The organism is Phenylobacterium sp. FG114, assembly GCF_057809855.1.
Genome location: NZ_JBMDKU010000007.1, coordinates 1 through 14,254 on the forward strand (window position 1 = coordinate 1; position 14,254 = coordinate 14,254).

The window sequence follows — 14,254 nt, forward strand, 5'->3', positions numbered from 1 at the left end:
GGGCTGGGGCGCGGGCGCGGCCACCTGCGCGGGCGGGGTCTGGGCACGCGCCTCACGGCTGCTGGACAGGCCGTTGAACACGAGAATCCCCAGCACCGCCGCGCCACCGACGCCGACCCACATGGTCCAGGGCGAGTCGGGCGCCTGCACCTTGGGGCGGCGCGCCGCGCCGCGCGCGAAAACCGGGCTCACATCGGTCGGGATTTGGTCTTTGGAGGTCATCGCCGCCACCACGGATCCTTCTTGCGCTGGGGAAGCGCACTGGCTTCTTCAACTCGGAAGCCGTCGTTGTAGATGCGGGTGGTCTCGCTGCCCCGGCGCAGCACGAAGCCGCGCGCGATGCGATCGACCACCACATAGCCATCACGCTCGCGCGTGTTGACCACGGCCTCGCCGCCGTCGGGATCCACCGCGAAGATCGCGGGAAGGTCCTCGGCCTGGCGGAACGAGAAGTAGGTGTCCTGGCCGTCGTCGAACACCTTCACCGGGAGCGTCTTGGACGACCCCTGGTAGGAGTAGGCGGCGTTGCGCTCGACCGGCGGCGGCGGCGGCGGCGGCGGCGCGATATAGGCCACCACCGGCGGTGCGTAGAGGAAGCGGACGCTGAACGGCGCGCTGCGGGCCGCGGCGCGCGGGCGCAGGCCGAGCTCGAAGTTGTAGCGCCTCAGGTTTGTGACCACCGTCATGTTCGTCGGGGGACGCTGCGACATCGGCTTCAGGAACAGCAGGTTCGCGCGGCGGTTCGGTGTCACCTGCCAGCCCAGCGAGTCGCCGATCGCGACGTTCTCGATCTTCTCGGAGGGGTCGAACTCGACCGACAACTGGTAGCCCAGCGCGACCTTCAGTTCGACCACGTCTTCGGGATTGTACTCGACGACGTGAATGCGGGGGTCGCCGCCGCCCGGGTGCGGAACGACGGCGAGCGCGGGGGTGGCGATCAGGGCGAGCGACACGGCGAAGGCGGAAAGTCGGGTCATCGCGAAACTCTCGCGCGGCGGGCGGTGAAAGCGGGGCGGCGGTAGGCGTCGCCGAGATGGGGCGTGGGGTCGATCGAGACCGAGGTCCGCCGGCCCGCTGCGGCGGCGGAGCTGGCGCTGGCGATCGCCGCGGCCCTGCCACGGGAACTCTGCGCGAGGTCTCGCTGGAGATCCGCGGCCAGGCGTTCCGCCCGCGACGGGGTGGACGCCGCGAGCGCGGCGGCGGCCGCCGCCGTGGGCGAGGGGGGCGCCACTTCGACCCGTGCGGCGCGGTCGCGCCGTCCTACGGGCAGGTGCAGGCCCATGGCCATGATCGAGGCTCCGGCGACGAGCACGGCCTGGGCCGCGGCGAAGACGAAGACCAGCGCCGCCGCGCTCATGGCCGTCTGAGGCGTCAGCCGCAACCCCAGCCGCTGCTCGTTGAGCGCGCCGATCCAGGGGTCGAGCACGGATAGCATCAGGACGATCAGGAGCCAGGCAACCAGGGGCGTCAGGGCCGATGCCGCCAAGGCCCGAAGCCATCCGACGAACAGGCCACGGGTGGCTGGGATGAGCGCCAGGATGACGAACAGCGGGCCAACCGCGGTAAGCACGCCGATGGACAATGTCGCCGCGGAGATGACGCCGGCGCTGGTGACGAAGAGGGCGCCCGCGGCTGCGGCGCTGGCCTCCGCGGCGGCCGCCTGCGGGCTCGCATAGCCCTTGGCGTTCGGGCCCGCGATCTTGCCGTAGGCCGCGGCGGTGGCGCTGAACTCGTCATAGGCGGCCTGCAGCCCGTCCACCGGCCGGGTCGCCAGCGTGGCGCCGTCCTGCGCGGTAGGGGCCGAGATCAAGGCCGCGAGCTCGGTCGGCGCACGGTCGGCGACATCGAAGACCAGGGTCTGGAAGGTGGACCAGCTCGTGACCAGGGCGAGGATCGCACCGATCTTCAGCGCAATACCCGGGGCGTCCGAGAGGCGCATCCCGCCCTGGGCGAACAGCAGCCGGTAGCCGATCAGGGCGACGTAGATCGTCAGCAGGGCGGTGAGGGCGGTCTGGAAGACGGACGAGCCCGATGTCAGCGCGATGTATCCGCTCTGGGCGTAGCCGCGCGTCTGGCAGTCCACCGTGGCGAGCACGCCACGGATCAGGCCGTCGTCGATCATCGCGGCGCAGGCGCTGCTCATGCGAAGTCACCGCTCTGGGCGTGTCGAGACGCGCTCATGCCGCGCTCCGGCCCTTGCGATCACGGTCTTCCATGAACGCGGGCAGCCAGGCGGCGGGCTCGTCGCCCACCTCCAGGCGCAGCGCATCGAGGCGGCGCACGGCCCGCTCGGTGCCGGCCAGCACGGCCAGTTCGCCCGACAGGCCGGTGAGGTCGAGGCGCGCCACGACGCTGTGGTCGCCCCGCTTGATGAGGAAGCAGCGCGAGGTGTCCGGCAGCGAGCGGACCAGCTCGAACTCGTGCTCGGTCAGACCGAAGCCGTCGACGTAGTCGGAGGCCTTGGCGCGGGCGTTCGGGAAGAAGATCTGGGTCGCCGCCTGCTCGATGATCGCCGAGGCGATGCGACTATCCAGGGCGTCCGAGGCCGACTGGGTGCAGAAGCCGACCAGGCCGTTGCGCTTCCGGATGGTCTTTTCCCAGTCCTTGATGCGGCGGACGAACACGGGGTCGTCCAGAACCTTCCACCCTTCGTCGACCACGAACATGGCCGGACTTCCGTCCAGCCGCTGCTCCAGCCGGTGGAACAGATACATCATCGCCGGAATGCGGATGGTTGGCGCGTCCAGGACCTTGGTCATGTCGAAGCCCAGGATGCGGGTCTCGATGTCCAGGAGGTCGTCGGCGTTGTCGAACAGCCAGGCGTGGTCGCCGCCCTCGCACCAGGCCGACAGGCGCGAGGCCAGGTCGCCGGCGTGCGGGCGGCGCGCGCCGCGGAACAGCTCGCGCAGGTAGCGCAGGCGGCGGTGGCCGGGCGGCTGGGCGAAGTTGGCGTCGATCGCGTCGGCGATCATCGCGCGGTCTTCGGAGTCCAGCGTCTCGCCGTCGGCGGTCAGCAGTTGGGCCACCCACTCTCCGAGGAATGCGCGGTTGGCCGGCGTGTCCGGCATGGCCAGCGGGTTGAAGCCCGTGGGCTCGCCTGGCGAAATCACGTCGTACCGCCCGCCGATCGCGCGGATGAAGGGCTCGGCGCCCCGGTCCTTGTCGAAATAGGCGATCCGCGGCTTCAGGCGCTCGGCCTGGGCCAGCAGGAAGGTCAGCAGCACGGTCTTGCCCGAACCGGACGGACCGATGACCGTGAAGTTGCCCAGGTCGCCATTGTGGAAATTGAAGTGGTAGGGACCGAAGGCGGTGGTCTCGAGCACGGCGATGGCCGGGCCCCAGTGGTTGCCGTCGGGCTGGCCTGTCGGGTGGTTGTGGAAGCTCGCGAGGCCGGCGAAGTTGCCGGCCGAGATCATGGCTTTTCGCGAGATGTATTTGAAATTCGCGGGAAACTGGGCCCAAAACGCGGGCTCGAGATTCACGTCTTCGCGCACCGCCACCGCGCCGGCTTCGGCCAGCGAGGATTGGATATCGGCGATGCCAGCGTCCAGTTCGTCCAGGCTGTCGGCCTTGGCCAGGATCGTCAGGTGGTGCTCGCCATAGGCCTGGCGACCGGCGCCGACGTCGTCGCGGGCCTGGGCCAGCTCGCCGCGCAGGCTGAAGGCGTCGTCCTCGGCGGCCTTGAGGCGGCGCAGGGCCAGGCCCATGCGGTCCAGCGCCACCTGACGGTCGACGAAGGCGAAGCTTTCGGTGAGCACCATCTCCATGGGCAGGCGCAGCACGCCGTCCAGCAGGCCCGGCGCCGTGCGGGCCGGGTAGTCCTTCATCGAGACCATGGCGCCGAAGCTGGAGCCCTCGGGCCCGCCGCCGAACTCCATCGCGTCGAGCCCGAAGCTGAGGCGGCGGGTCGCGATGGCGTCGGAGAGGTCACCGGTCGGCGCCAGCACCGGCCGCAGCTCGCCGTTCAGGATCAGGCTGAGGAATTCGGCGGGCTCGGAGCGCTGGGCGCCGCCGCCGGCGGTGTAGAGGCCCAGGGTGCGCGCGCCGTACGGCGCCAGGGCCGCGGCGAAGGCCTCGCGCGCGGCGTGCAGGTCGCGCAGGTCGCGGGCGATATCGACGTCGCGGTTGCGCGAACCCTTCATCAGCCGTTCGAGGAAGCCGCCGGCGCCCTGTGTCGGCCGCATTACCAGCGTCAGGAAGATCTCGTTGACGTAGAGCCTGCGGCTGGCGAGCTGTTCGCGCCAGCGGGTGTCGAGACCCCGGCAGAACGGCTCTTCCGGCGCGGGCGGGAAGCTCGGGGTCACCCGGCGACGCACCACGTGATGATAGACGGCGAGGCGCGAGCTGGCGGCGCCCTTCAGCACCGTCTCGCGGATGGCCTTGCGGTAGTTCAGCTCGTCGTCTGGGGCCGTCTCGAAGGGGAAGCCGGCCAGATGCAGCGTCTGCACCAGCAGGCCCTCCCGCGTGCGCAGGGTCACCTCGTCGGCGTGGCCCAGGTAGGGCAGGCGGGTTCCCACCGCAACCTCGCGGGGGGCCAGCACCTTTGCGGCGCCCGTGGTGAGGAAGGTCTGGCTCATGGGCGGTACGAGTTCCCCTGCCAGAAGGCGAAGTTCTTCACGCGCGGACAGGTGGACAGCCGGGTCACCCACAGGTCGAAGAACCGCGGCTCACGCAGCGATCCCACATAGCCCACCGCGTGCAGGACCACCGCGATCAGCAGCGACCAGAACGAGCGCGTGATCAGGAAGGCCTCGGCCGTGACGATCAGGTTGAGGACCATGTACGGATAGGTGACGCCACCGATCATCTGTGGCCGCGTGAGCGCCGCGAAGACGGGGTCGGAGGCGAGCCGGCTCATGGCTCAGAACCCTCCGGCCAGCGAGCGGATGCCGGCGACGATCGTCACCGCGCCGAAGATGATGAAGATGCCGACGAGGGTGATCACGCCGCGCCGCCAGTCGAAGCGGCCGACCAGCATCAGATAGCCGATGATGGCGACCGCGATGACCGCGGCGGTCGTGGCGAGGTTGCCCAGCAGCGTGCCCTGCACCCAGTTGAGGGCGGCGAGCAGCGGCGAGGACCCGGCCGGATCGCCCTGGACCTGGGCGTGGGCGGGGGTGGCGAGAAGGGCCGTCAGCGCGGCGATCGGGACGAATTTCTTCATGGGCCTCACGGAGCGCCGGCGGCCGTGGCGGATGCAACCGCCAGGCGCGCCATGATGGCGCGGACATAGGACTGGGTTTCGGCGTAGGGCGGCACGCCACCGTAGCGCTCGACCGCCTTCGGACCGGCGTTATATGCCGCCAGGGCCAGCTTCACGTCGCCGAAGCGCCGCAGCTGCTGGCCAAGGTAGGCGGCGCCGCCATCGATATTGCTCTTGAGGTCCGCGGGGTTCACGCCGAGGTCGCTAGCCGTTGTCGGTAACAGTTGCATGACACCGAGCGCGCCCTTTGACGAAACTGCCGCGTGATTGAAACGCGATTCCTGCCAGGCGACTGCCTCGACGATTTGGGCAGGCACGGCGTGGCGGGCCGAAGATTCGCGGATCAACTGCACGACCTCCTCCGGCGGGGCCCGGAAGAGCGGCGCGGGAGCGGGCGGCGCGATGGCGACGGCGCTGCTGTCCGTATGGACCATGGGGCCGGCGTAGGTGGTCACCGCTCCGTCATCCCCGATCGAAAGCACCTGGGCCTCCGCCGTCGCGGCGGGGGCGAAGCACGCGCCAAACGCCGCGGCGAACACCAAGGAGAGCCACGCCCCGCCAGCCATCAGTCGTCTCCAGATTGAGGGGCCTAGATAGCTCATATGAACCGGCGGCGGCCAGATCACTTTGTCACGGCGACCTTCTGACACTGCTCAATGACGACTGCGGCAGTGCTTCGACAGCTCTGCAATAAGTCTGTCACGAGTCTGTCGGGGAGGTGTCATGCCCGGCGCCTAAGTAGTGGTCCGGGCAGGCGGGGGAACAGGCTCCTGAACGGGTTCGATCGGAGCCCCGCGTGCATGCACATGCGTCTCGCGGAGATCCAGATGAACAGCGGCAAGCTCAAGACCCTCCTTCTCGCCTCGCTGAGCGCGCTGGCGCTCGCCGGTTGCGGAGCTGACGACATCTCGTCGCCCGGCACGGGCGGCAACGTCACCATCAACAACGGCTCCGGCGGCAACACCGGCGGCAACAATGGCGGGAACAACGGCGGCGGCGGCGCGATCACGCCGGCCTCGGGCTGCCCCACCATCGCCGATCCGCAAGGCCTGAAGGACGACGGCACGATCACCGGCCCGACCGGCACGTACCGCGTCTGCACCCTGCCGGCCCGCATCAACACCTCGATCCGCCTGACCAAGGTCTCGGGCCTGCTCTACCAGCTGGCCGGGCGCGTCGACGTCGGCACAGACGGCGGCTTCACCGCCAGCTCGTCGGACACCAACGTCACGCTCACGATCGACCCCGGCGTGATCATCTTCGGCGGCACCGGCCAGTCGTGGCTGGCGGTCAACCGCGGCAACAAGATCAGCGCGGTGGGTACTGCCACCCAGCCGATCATCTTCACCAGCCGTGACAACGTCCTCGGCCTCAACACCGAGACTTCGCAGGGCCAGTGGGGCGGCGTCGTGCTCATGGGGCGCGGCAAGGTCACCGACTGCACCACCGGCTCGGTGGCGGCCGGCACCTGCGAGCGCCAGACGGAAGGTTCGGCCGACCCGGCCCGCTTCGGCGGCGGCAACGACGCGGACAACAGCGGCCGGATGTCCTTCGTCCAGATCCGCTATTCGGGCTTCGTGCTCGGGGCGAACGTCGAGCTTCAGTCGCTGACCACCGAGGGCGTGGGTTCGGCCACGGTGCTCGACCACATCATGAGCTTCAACAGCTCGGATGACGGCTCCGAACACTTCGGCGGCTCGCCGAACCTGAAATACTACGTCGCCGTCGGCGCCGACGACGACAGCCTGGACGTCGACACGGGCGCCCAGATGAACGTGCAGTTCGCCCTGCTGATCCAGCGCTCCGGCGCCGGCGACGCGCTCTTCGAGATCGACTCGAACGGCTTCGAGACCGACACGCCGCGCACCAAGCTGCGGGTCGCGAACTTCGTGGGGATCCAGAGCGCCGTCAGCAGCAACAACGAGGCGAACGACCAGGCGTCGAGCCTGTTCCGCGGCAACTCCGACGTGACGCTCGTCAACGGCGTGATCAACACGCCGAACAACGAGTGCATCCGGATGAACGGTTCGGGCGCGACGCCGTCCACCCTTACCGCCAGCTCGGTGGCGCTGAACTGCAACGCCACGAAGTTCCTCGGCACCGGCAGCTACAACGCGACCCAGGTGGCCGGCTTCTTCACCGCGGGCGCGAACAACAAGGACGTCTTCACGCCGACGTTCACCAACCTCTTCGTGAATGGATCGAACGAGACCGGGGTGGTCGCCTTCAACGTGGGCAGCCTGGGCGCCTTCTTCACCTCGGCGGCCTACATCGGCGCGGTGAAGGACAGCTCCGACACCTGGTACGCGGGCTGGACCTGCAACAGCACCGCCGCGAGCTTCGGCACGGGCAACTCGGGCAACTGCACCTCGCTGCCGACCACCTGATCCGCCGCCAGACTTAGTCCAACGGGGGGCGGCCGGCGACGGCGGCCCCCCTTTTTCACCAGATTGCTTCTCCTCGGGGAATCGGAAAATGATCAAGCGGCGGCTCACGTCCCTGTTGCTGCTCTCCACCGCGCTGTCCGTGCCGACATGGGCCCATGGCGCAGACCAACCCGCTTCCCGGCCGGCCACCGCCCCATCGGCCGCCACCGCGGGCACGCCCGCAGCGGCGCAGGAGGACCCCGAGGTTTCCATCCCGGGGGTGTCCGAAATCGTGGTGACGGGCACCCGCGCCAACGTCGTCCGCTCCACCTCGCAGGTGGTGTCGGTGCTGTCGACGCAGGAGCTGCAGCGTAGCGGCGAGGGCAACATCGCCGGGGCCTTGAACCGGCTCTCGGGCATCAGCCTGGTCGGCGGCGGCTATGTTTATGTGCGAGGGCTCGGCGACCGCTACTCGCTGGCGCTGCTCAACGGCTCCCCCCTCCCGAGCCCCGAGCCGCTGAAGCGCGTCGTTCCCCTGGATCTCTTCCCGAGCAGCATCGTCTCGTCGGCGCTGGTGCAGAAGAGCTATTCGCCCAATTTCCCCGGCGAATTCGGCGGCGGCGTGATCAACCTGACCACCCGCTCGATCCCGCAGGACGGCTTCTTCACCATCGGCGCGTCCGTCGCCGCCGACACCGAGACCACCAACCAGCTCGGCTATACCTATTACGGAAGCAAGACGGACTGGAGCGGCTACGACAACGGCGATCGCGACATCGCTCCGGCCCTCGCCGCCTTCCTGGCGAGCGGCGAGCGGATCAGTTCCGGCAAGGTGGACACCGCCAAGATCGCCAGCCAGCTGGTCACCGGCCGCAACGCCGTCCTCCAGAAGGACAACAACCTTCCGGTCAACTTCTCGGTCAACGCCGCGGGCGCGAAGTCCTTCGACCTGGGTTCGGGCAACCTGGGCGTCATCGGGGCGGCCGGCTACAGCAACCGCTGGCAGACCCGGGACGCCACGAACCAGACCTCGCTGAACGGCGACCTGGCCGACCTGGAATCCGATTTCAACCGGGTGACGACCCAGAACCGGCTGATCGTGAACGGCCTCTTCGGCCTCGCCTACGAATTCGGCGAGACGAACGAGAACAAGATCCGGTGGACCAACGTCTACGTCCACGACACCATCAAGCACGCGCGCCTCGGCCTCGGGAACCGCAAGGGCACGACGGTCGACTACATGCAGCAGGACACCGCCTGGTATGAGCGGCAGCTGCTCGACACCCAGTTCGTCGGCGAGTTCAAGCCGATGGAGAACCTCGATGTCGACGTGCGCGCCAGCTACGCCAAGACCAAGCGCGACGCCCCCTACGAACTCTCGTTCGAGTATGTCCGCACCAATGCGGCGGCCGACCCCTATGGCCAATACTTCGTCAACCGGCTGAACAACGGCAACAACGGCGACGCTCGGATCAGCTTCTCCGAACTGGACGAACGGCTCTGGTCGGGAGGCGTGGACGCCTCCTACCAGGTCTCGCCCGACCTTACGGTGACCGCCGGCTACGCCTATTCCGACACCCGGCGTACGAGCTCGCGCCGCGACTTCCAGTTTCAGGCGCCCAACACCTTCCCGGGCGGGGTGGACATGTTCCGCCCCGACCTCCTGCTGCAGCCCTCGGTGATCAACAACTTCGGGATCACGATGGTCGAAAGCAACGAGGGCAGTCCCGCCTTCCTGGCCACGCTGAAAAACCACGCGGGCTATGTGAAGCTGAACGGCCAGCTGTTCGAGAGCCTGAAGTTCGACGTCGGCGTTCGCTACGAGACCGCGGAGGAAAATGTCGCGCCGATCCAGGTGTTCACCAATCCGGGCGCATCGACCGCGGCGACGAACCTCGACAACGACTACTGGCTGCCCGCGGCGACGCTGACCTGGGCGGTTCGGCCCGACATGCAGCTCCGCGCCAACCTGTCCAAGACCCTGGCCCGCCCGCAGTTCCGCGAGCTGATCTTCCAGTTCTACTTCGACCCGGACACCAATCGGCAGTATCGCGGCAACCCTCTGATGGTGGACAGCGAACTGACCAACGCCGAGCTCCGCTACGAGTGGTACTTCGCCCCCGAGCAGCGGCTCTCGGCCGCGGCCTTCTACAAGCGACTGAAGAACCCGATCGAATCCTACGTCTCGGGCGAGTCCTTCATCACCAGTTTCGCCAATGCCCCGAAGGCGGACCTCTATGGGATCGAGCTCGACACCCAGAAGTACTTCGAGGTGTCGGACTGGCTGCAGGGCGACCTGTTCGCCACGCGCCGTCTGCTGGTCGCGGCAAACTACACCTACTCAAAGTCGGAACTGCAGGTGTCTCCGAACGACACCGTGGCGGTGTTCAACTCGAGTTCGACGCTGGCGACCGACTTCTTCCGCGACGGGGCCCCGCTGACCGGGCAGTCCGAACACGTGGCCAATTTCCAGATCGGCCTGGAAGACAGCGACCACCTTTCGCAGCAGACCCTGATGATCAACTACGCCAGCAAGCGGGTCACCAGCCGCGGCCTGGCGAACACGGGTCAGCCGGACATCTTCGAGCACCCCGGCTTCCGGATCGATCTGGTCCTGCGCCAGGGCATCGAGGTGGCTGGACGCGACGTGGAGCTGAAGTTCGAGGCCCGCAACCTGACGGGCCGGAAGTACGAGGAATACCAGGAGACGGCCGGCAACCGGATCGACGTGAACACCTACAAGGTCGGCCGCGTATTCACGCTCTCGGCGAGCACCACGTTCTGACCTGCGGGCGGGGGAGGGGCGGCGCCCTTCCTCCGCCTCTCGCCTCAGCGGCCCGGGGCGTCTCCGAACTCGGCGTCGCGTGTCTCCGCGTCCGCATCCACCGCGTCGCGGCTGGCCCGCAGCAGCTTGGCCATCTCATTGGGCGCCAGGCGGAACAACAGGCCAATCGCACGCATCGAGTGGCCACGCCGGTGCATGTCGCGTGCGAACTTCAATTGATGCTGGGTCAGCGGCGCATCGGCGGATCGCGTCCGGCGGCGGACGGCCGGGCGGTCGGGCTTGCGGCTCTCATGGTCGGCCAGCAGCGCCAGGGCCCGCGGGATCGTGCCGGTCGGCGCCAGGGTCTCGATCTGGGATCCGCCCACGATCCGCAGGGTGACGCCGGCTTCGAAGAAGCGGCGGATGAGGCGAGCGAGTTCGCCCGTCGTCGCGTCCAGGCTTTCCAGGCCATAGACGATCACCTCGTCGCCGCGCTGGAGGCCGAAGAGCAGGGTCAGCAGGCTGCGATGGTCGGCGGCCTGCGCTTCGCCGGCCTGCAGGATGAGATCGCACCCGGCGGTCTCGATCTGTCGGCGCTGGACGCTTGGTGGCGGAAGGTCGTCCGACGTCCGGACCACGCCATAGCGCATGCCGCAAGACTCCTTCCCACGTAGACGAGTCGCAGGAAGTTCCAGCGCCGTCCCCCAGTTGCCGCCTTTCGACTATGCGGCCCGTGGGCGACAGTTCGATGAAAGCCTGACGTGGAGTCGGTGACATTCGCGGCGTCGGCCAAGGCGCGAATCGTCGCCTGCCTGTCGCAACGGGGGGGCGTTCAGCGAGGCGCCTCATTCGGACGCCAGATCGGCGCGCCGCTGAGGGCGTCTTGCGGACGGAAGGAATCGAGCGGGCTGCCGTCCAGCAGGTTCTCCGGCAGCTTGAGGAGTTCGTCCTCGGTCGAGGCTGCGCCTTCGCTCGGCGGCAACGGCTCCGGCGCGCGGCCGGACCGCTGGGCGGCGATCATCTGCTGGACCGCGGCAATTACCACGTCGGGCCGATCCAGCATGATCATGTGGGAGGACTGGACGGTCTGTTGCGAACCGACCTGCGAGCGCGCGGCCAGCTGCTGGTGCTGAAGCTCCCAGACCGACTGCGGCGGGTAGAAGCCGTAGGTCGGCGCCGCATCCGCCGTCGCGGATGCCGTGATCACATACAGAGGCGTCGAGCGCAGCACGGGGACGGTCCTGGCGGCCTCCTCGGAGGTGCGGCCGAAAAGGGAGTCGAGCTCCGAGACCTGTCCCGACCAGGTGGCGCTGCGCTTGGCGACCTCGATCTCGTGCGGATTCGCGTTCGCGCCGACACAGCCGGACCAGGCCGGGTCGTTCAACGGCGGCGCCGGGTTCACCTGCGTGGTCGCCAGGCAGCGCCGGGCCCGCTGACGCAGGCCGTCGAGCCCATCGTTCATCGGTCGCGGAGCGCGCCGCTCGATGGTCGGGTCGAGCAGGATGAGGCCGAAGACGTCGTCCGGCCGCCGCGCCGCGAGGATCCGGGCGTAGAGCCCGCCCGCCGAGTGGCCCACCACGATGAAGGGGCCCGAAAGCTTGGCGGCGTCCAGAGCCTGTTCGAGGTCGCGAGCGATCGAGGGGCCGTCACGAGGTTCGGGGCCCGGATCGCTGTAGCCGCTGCCAGCCCGATCGTAGCTGCACACCTGGGTGGTGCGGGCCAAGGCCGGCTGCACCTTGTACCAGGCGCCCGCGTTCGCGCCGAAGCCGCCTTCCAGCAGGACCGTGGGCGCGCCGCGCCCCGTACAGACCAGGTTGATCCGCCGCCCGTCGGGCAGCGTGACGAGGCGGCCAGGGCCAGCGTCGGCGGTCGAGGTGATATTGCAGCCCAGGAGAGCCAGAGCCGCGGTCAGCACGACGGAATGCCGGGTGCGGCTTTTCACCTGCTCCAACGCCGCGCGGCGTCTTCCCGAACGAGACATGTTATTCCATCTGAGCTGGCGACTCGGCACGCCTCTTGCTCTCAACCTAGTCGAGCCGCCCGAATGTGGCGATTGAACGTTGCGGCGGGCCTGCTAGGTAGGCTCAGGAACACGGAGCTGTCTGGTGGAAACCGTCTACGATTGGATCACCGTTGCGATCTTCGGGGGGCTGGTTGTCCTGTTCCTGCACCGGTCCGTCCAGCCGGGCGAACCGCAGGACACCATCCTGCACTACCTGCCGCCGGCCGTGGGCTGCGCGGTGGCCAACTGGTTCGGCAACGAGGGCCAGGGGCTGATCTCGTTCCTCATCGTCCTGGGCGTGCTGATCTATATCGCCCTGGTGCTGAAGCCGTTCGGCCTCAAGTTCCCGGGCGGCAAGGGCTAAGGAACGCGGCTCGGCGGCCCAAGGCCGCCGGCTAACGAACGGCCCCGCTGTCGCCCAGCAGGCAGGGCGCCGTCCGCAGGATGATCGCGACGTCCAGCCAGAACGAGCGGCGCTCGACGTACTCGAGATCCAGCGCCACGCGCCGGCGGACATCTTCCGCCGTGTCGACGGGCCCACGCGATCCGTTGACCGCGGCCCAGCCGGTAAGGCCGGGCTTGATGCGATGGCGGTGGGCGTAGGTCTCGACCAGCTTGCTGGCCTCGGCGCCGCCGCTCAGCATGCCGATGGCGTGCGGCCGAGGCCCCACGATAGACATCTCGCCGGTGATGATGTTGAAGATCTGCGGCAGCTCGTCGAGGCTGGTCTTGCGGATGAAGCGGCCGACCTTGGTGATACGGTCGTCGCCGGCGGTGACCTGGCGGGCAGCCTTGTGGTCGGTCGCCTCCACGCGCATCGAGCGGAACTTCCAGACCACGATCTCTTCGTTCATGTAGCCGTGGCGGCGCTGGCGAAAGAAGATCGGGCCGGGGCTGTCCAGCCGAATGGCGACGGCGACGGCGGTCATTAGCGGCGCGAGGGCGATCACCGCCAGCACCGACAGCGTCAGGTCCATGGCCCGCTTGGCCAGCAGGTAGCCAGACCTCTCGGACGCGCCCGACACATGCATCAGGTCGAAGTCGGCGATGCGGCCGATGGCGTTGGTCTCGGTTTCGTCGTCGGTGTCGTCGAGCAGCAGCGAGATCGGGTTCGGGATCGGCGCCAGGCGCTCCAGAAGCTGCGCGATCCGCGCGCTGGCCTTCGGTGGCACGGTCACCACGATCCGGTCGACGTACGGCAGGATGCGGTGGTCGATCAGGTCGGCCGTCTTGCCCAGCACCGGCACGCCGCAGACGTCGGGGCCCACGCGGTCGCGGCGATCGTCGAAGACGCCCAGGATGTTGACGTCGCGGGTCTTGAGCGCGCGCCGGATGAGGCGTTGCGCCGAGGCGGTTCCGCCGACGATGAGCAGGTTCGGTGTCAGCAGGCCGCGCTTGCGCAGATCCTTCAGGATGCCACCCCAGAGGAGGTGGGTGGCGAACAGCGCGCTCGCCGCGGCCGCGACCCAGGCGGCGCAGCCGATGGCGGGGAAACTGGGATCCAGGATGCCGCAGACCGTGCCGGCCCCGCCGCCGGCGGCCGCCGCAGCGATGAGCAGGCGGCCGAACCTGCGGCGCGAGCGCTCGCGAGAACTCATGGCGTAGGCGCCGGTGGCGACCAGCAGCAGGATGGCCAGTATCGGCGCCCCGACCCACATCGCCTTGGGCAGGTCGACCAGGCGGCCCGCCAGCAGCGAGGCGACCATCAGGGCGGCGGCGTCGCCGGCCTGGAAGAGGCGTGCGATGCCCGCGCCCGACACGCGGGACCGCACGGGCTGCAGGCGCTCGGGCCGCAGCGGCCCCCGCTTGTGCTGCGCCGGCGTGGCCTCGCTCTTCGAGATGGCGCGGAAAGCGCCGGTGTCGTCCGCCATACTCGGCATCCCCAAAACCAGTCGGGGGGAACCTAAGCGGCGCGCCTG

The 14,254-nt window shown here is 68.8% G+C and carries 13 protein-coding genes; 3 read left to right on the top strand and 10 right to left on the bottom strand.

Features of this window, described 5'->3' with window-relative positions; translation table 11 throughout:
- From ACODSY_RS13120 to ACODSY_RS13150, 7 genes are all read right to left on the bottom strand, one after another.
- Window positions 1-222: hypothetical protein (locus tag ACODSY_RS13120; protein WP_488952200.1), on the bottom strand; the 222-nt coding region annotated here is incomplete at its 3' end.
- Window positions 219-977, bottom strand: a complete 759-nt coding sequence (locus ACODSY_RS13125; RefSeq protein ID WP_488952201.1) for a TrbG/VirB9 family P-type conjugative transfer protein — start codon at window positions 975-977, stop codon at window positions 219-221. The genes ACODSY_RS13125 and ACODSY_RS13120, both read right to left, overlap by 4 nt.
- Window positions 974-2,143, bottom strand: a complete 1,170-nt coding sequence (locus tag ACODSY_RS13130) for a TrbL/VirB6 family protein (RefSeq protein ID WP_488952202.1) — start codon at window positions 2,141-2,143, stop codon at window positions 974-976. The genes ACODSY_RS13125 and ACODSY_RS13130 overlap by 4 nt, the downstream gene beginning before the upstream one ends.
- A gap of 34 nt (window positions 2,144-2,177) precedes the next feature.
- Window positions 2,178-4,577: a VirB4 family type IV secretion/conjugal transfer ATPase gene (locus ACODSY_RS13135; RefSeq protein WP_488952203.1), complete on the bottom strand. Its 2,400-nt coding sequence runs from the start codon at window positions 4,575-4,577 to the stop codon at window positions 2,178-2,180.
- Window positions 4,574-4,858 carry a VirB3 family type IV secretion system protein gene (locus tag ACODSY_RS13140; RefSeq protein WP_488952204.1) on the bottom strand — a complete coding sequence of 95 codons (285 nt, stop codon included), beginning with the start codon at window positions 4,856-4,858 and terminating at the stop codon, window positions 4,574-4,576. The genes ACODSY_RS13135 and ACODSY_RS13140 overlap by 4 nt, the downstream gene beginning before the upstream one ends.
- 3 nt (window positions 4,859-4,861) lie before the next feature.
- Window positions 4,862-5,164, bottom strand: coding sequence for a TrbC/VirB2 family protein (locus ACODSY_RS13145; protein ID WP_488952205.1), 303 nt, complete (start codon window positions 5,162-5,164; stop codon window positions 4,862-4,864).
- Window positions 5,165-5,169: 5 nt separating this feature from the next.
- Window positions 5,170-5,769 (bottom strand): lytic transglycosylase domain-containing protein, encoded by a 600-nt coding sequence (locus ACODSY_RS13150; protein WP_488952206.1) that lies wholly within the window; start codon window positions 5,767-5,769, stop codon window positions 5,170-5,172.
- A 234-nt stretch (window positions 5,770-6,003) separates the two neighbouring features.
- Between ACODSY_RS13150 and ACODSY_RS13155 the strand changes: the two genes are divergently transcribed.
- Together ACODSY_RS13155 and ACODSY_RS13160 are read left to right on the top strand one after the other, a co-directional pair.
- Complete coding sequence (locus tag ACODSY_RS13155) at window positions 6,004-7,590, top strand: hypothetical protein (protein ID WP_488952207.1); 1,587 nt, start codon at window positions 6,004-6,006, stop codon at window positions 7,588-7,590.
- An 88-nt stretch (window positions 7,591-7,678) separates the two neighbouring features.
- Complete coding sequence (locus tag ACODSY_RS13160; RefSeq protein WP_488952208.1) at window positions 7,679-10,354, top strand: TonB-dependent receptor domain-containing protein; 2,676 nt, start codon at window positions 7,679-7,681, stop codon at window positions 10,352-10,354.
- A 44-nt stretch (window positions 10,355-10,398) separates the two neighbouring features.
- Here the strand turns inward: ACODSY_RS13160 and ACODSY_RS13165 are convergent, their stop codons facing one another.
- Both ACODSY_RS13165 and ACODSY_RS13170 read right to left on the bottom strand, forming a co-directional pair.
- Complete coding sequence (locus ACODSY_RS13165) at window positions 10,399-10,983, bottom strand: recombinase family protein (protein WP_488952209.1); 585 nt, start codon at window positions 10,981-10,983, stop codon at window positions 10,399-10,401.
- A gap of 182 nt (window positions 10,984-11,165) precedes the next feature.
- Window positions 11,166-12,275 carry an alpha/beta fold hydrolase gene (locus tag ACODSY_RS13170; RefSeq protein ID WP_488952210.1) on the bottom strand — a complete coding sequence of 370 codons (1,110 nt, stop codon included), beginning with the start codon at window positions 12,273-12,275 and terminating at the stop codon, window positions 11,166-11,168.
- A 163-nt stretch (window positions 12,276-12,438) separates the two neighbouring features.
- Here ACODSY_RS13170 and ACODSY_RS13175 point away from each other — a divergent pair, with 163 nt between their 5' ends.
- On the top strand, window positions 12,439-12,699 hold the full coding sequence (locus ACODSY_RS13175) for an XrtV sorting system accessory protein (protein WP_488952211.1): 261 nt from the start codon (window positions 12,439-12,441) through the stop codon (window positions 12,697-12,699).
- A gap of 31 nt (window positions 12,700-12,730) precedes the next feature.
- Here the strand turns inward: ACODSY_RS13175 and ACODSY_RS13180 are convergent, their stop codons facing one another.
- Window positions 12,731-14,206, bottom strand: coding sequence for an exopolysaccharide biosynthesis polyprenyl glycosylphosphotransferase (locus ACODSY_RS13180; protein WP_488952212.1), 1,476 nt, complete (start codon window positions 14,204-14,206; stop codon window positions 12,731-12,733).
- Window positions 14,207-14,254 lie beyond the last annotated feature (48 nt).

Excerpts from the sequence above, each read along its gene's own strand:
- ACODSY_RS13125 (WP_488952201.1), bottom strand. The coding sequence starts at position 977 with ATGACCCGACTTTCCGCCTTCGCCGTGTCGCTCGCCCTGATCGCCACC.
- ACODSY_RS13150 (WP_488952206.1), bottom strand. The coding sequence starts at position 5,769 with ATGGCTGGCGGGGCGTGGCTCTCCTTGGTGTTCGCCGCGGCGTTTGGC.
- ACODSY_RS13155 (WP_488952207.1), top strand. The coding sequence starts at position 6,004 with ATGCACATGCGTCTCGCGGAGATCCAGATGAACAGCGGCAAGCTCAAG.
- ACODSY_RS13130 (WP_488952202.1), bottom strand. The coding sequence starts at position 2,143 with ATGAGCAGCGCCTGCGCCGCGATGATCGACGACGGCCTGATCCGTGGC.
- ACODSY_RS13140 (WP_488952204.1), bottom strand. The coding sequence starts at position 4,858 with ATGAGCCGGCTCGCCTCCGACCCCGTCTTCGCGGCGCTCACGCGGCCA.
- ACODSY_RS13160 (WP_488952208.1), top strand. The coding sequence starts at position 7,679 with ATGATCAAGCGGCGGCTCACGTCCCTGTTGCTGCTCTCCACCGCGCTG.
- ACODSY_RS13180 (WP_488952212.1), bottom strand. The coding sequence starts at position 14,206 with ATGGCGGACGACACCGGCGCTTTCCGCGCCATCTCGAAGAGCGAGGCC.
- ACODSY_RS13145 (WP_488952205.1), bottom strand. The coding sequence starts at position 5,164 with ATGAAGAAATTCGTCCCGATCGCCGCGCTGACGGCCCTTCTCGCCACC.
- ACODSY_RS13135 (WP_488952203.1), bottom strand. The coding sequence starts at position 4,577 with ATGAGCCAGACCTTCCTCACCACGGGCGCCGCAAAGGTGCTGGCCCCC.
- ACODSY_RS13165 (WP_488952209.1), bottom strand. The coding sequence starts at position 10,983 with ATGCGCTATGGCGTGGTCCGGACGTCGGACGACCTTCCGCCACCAAGC.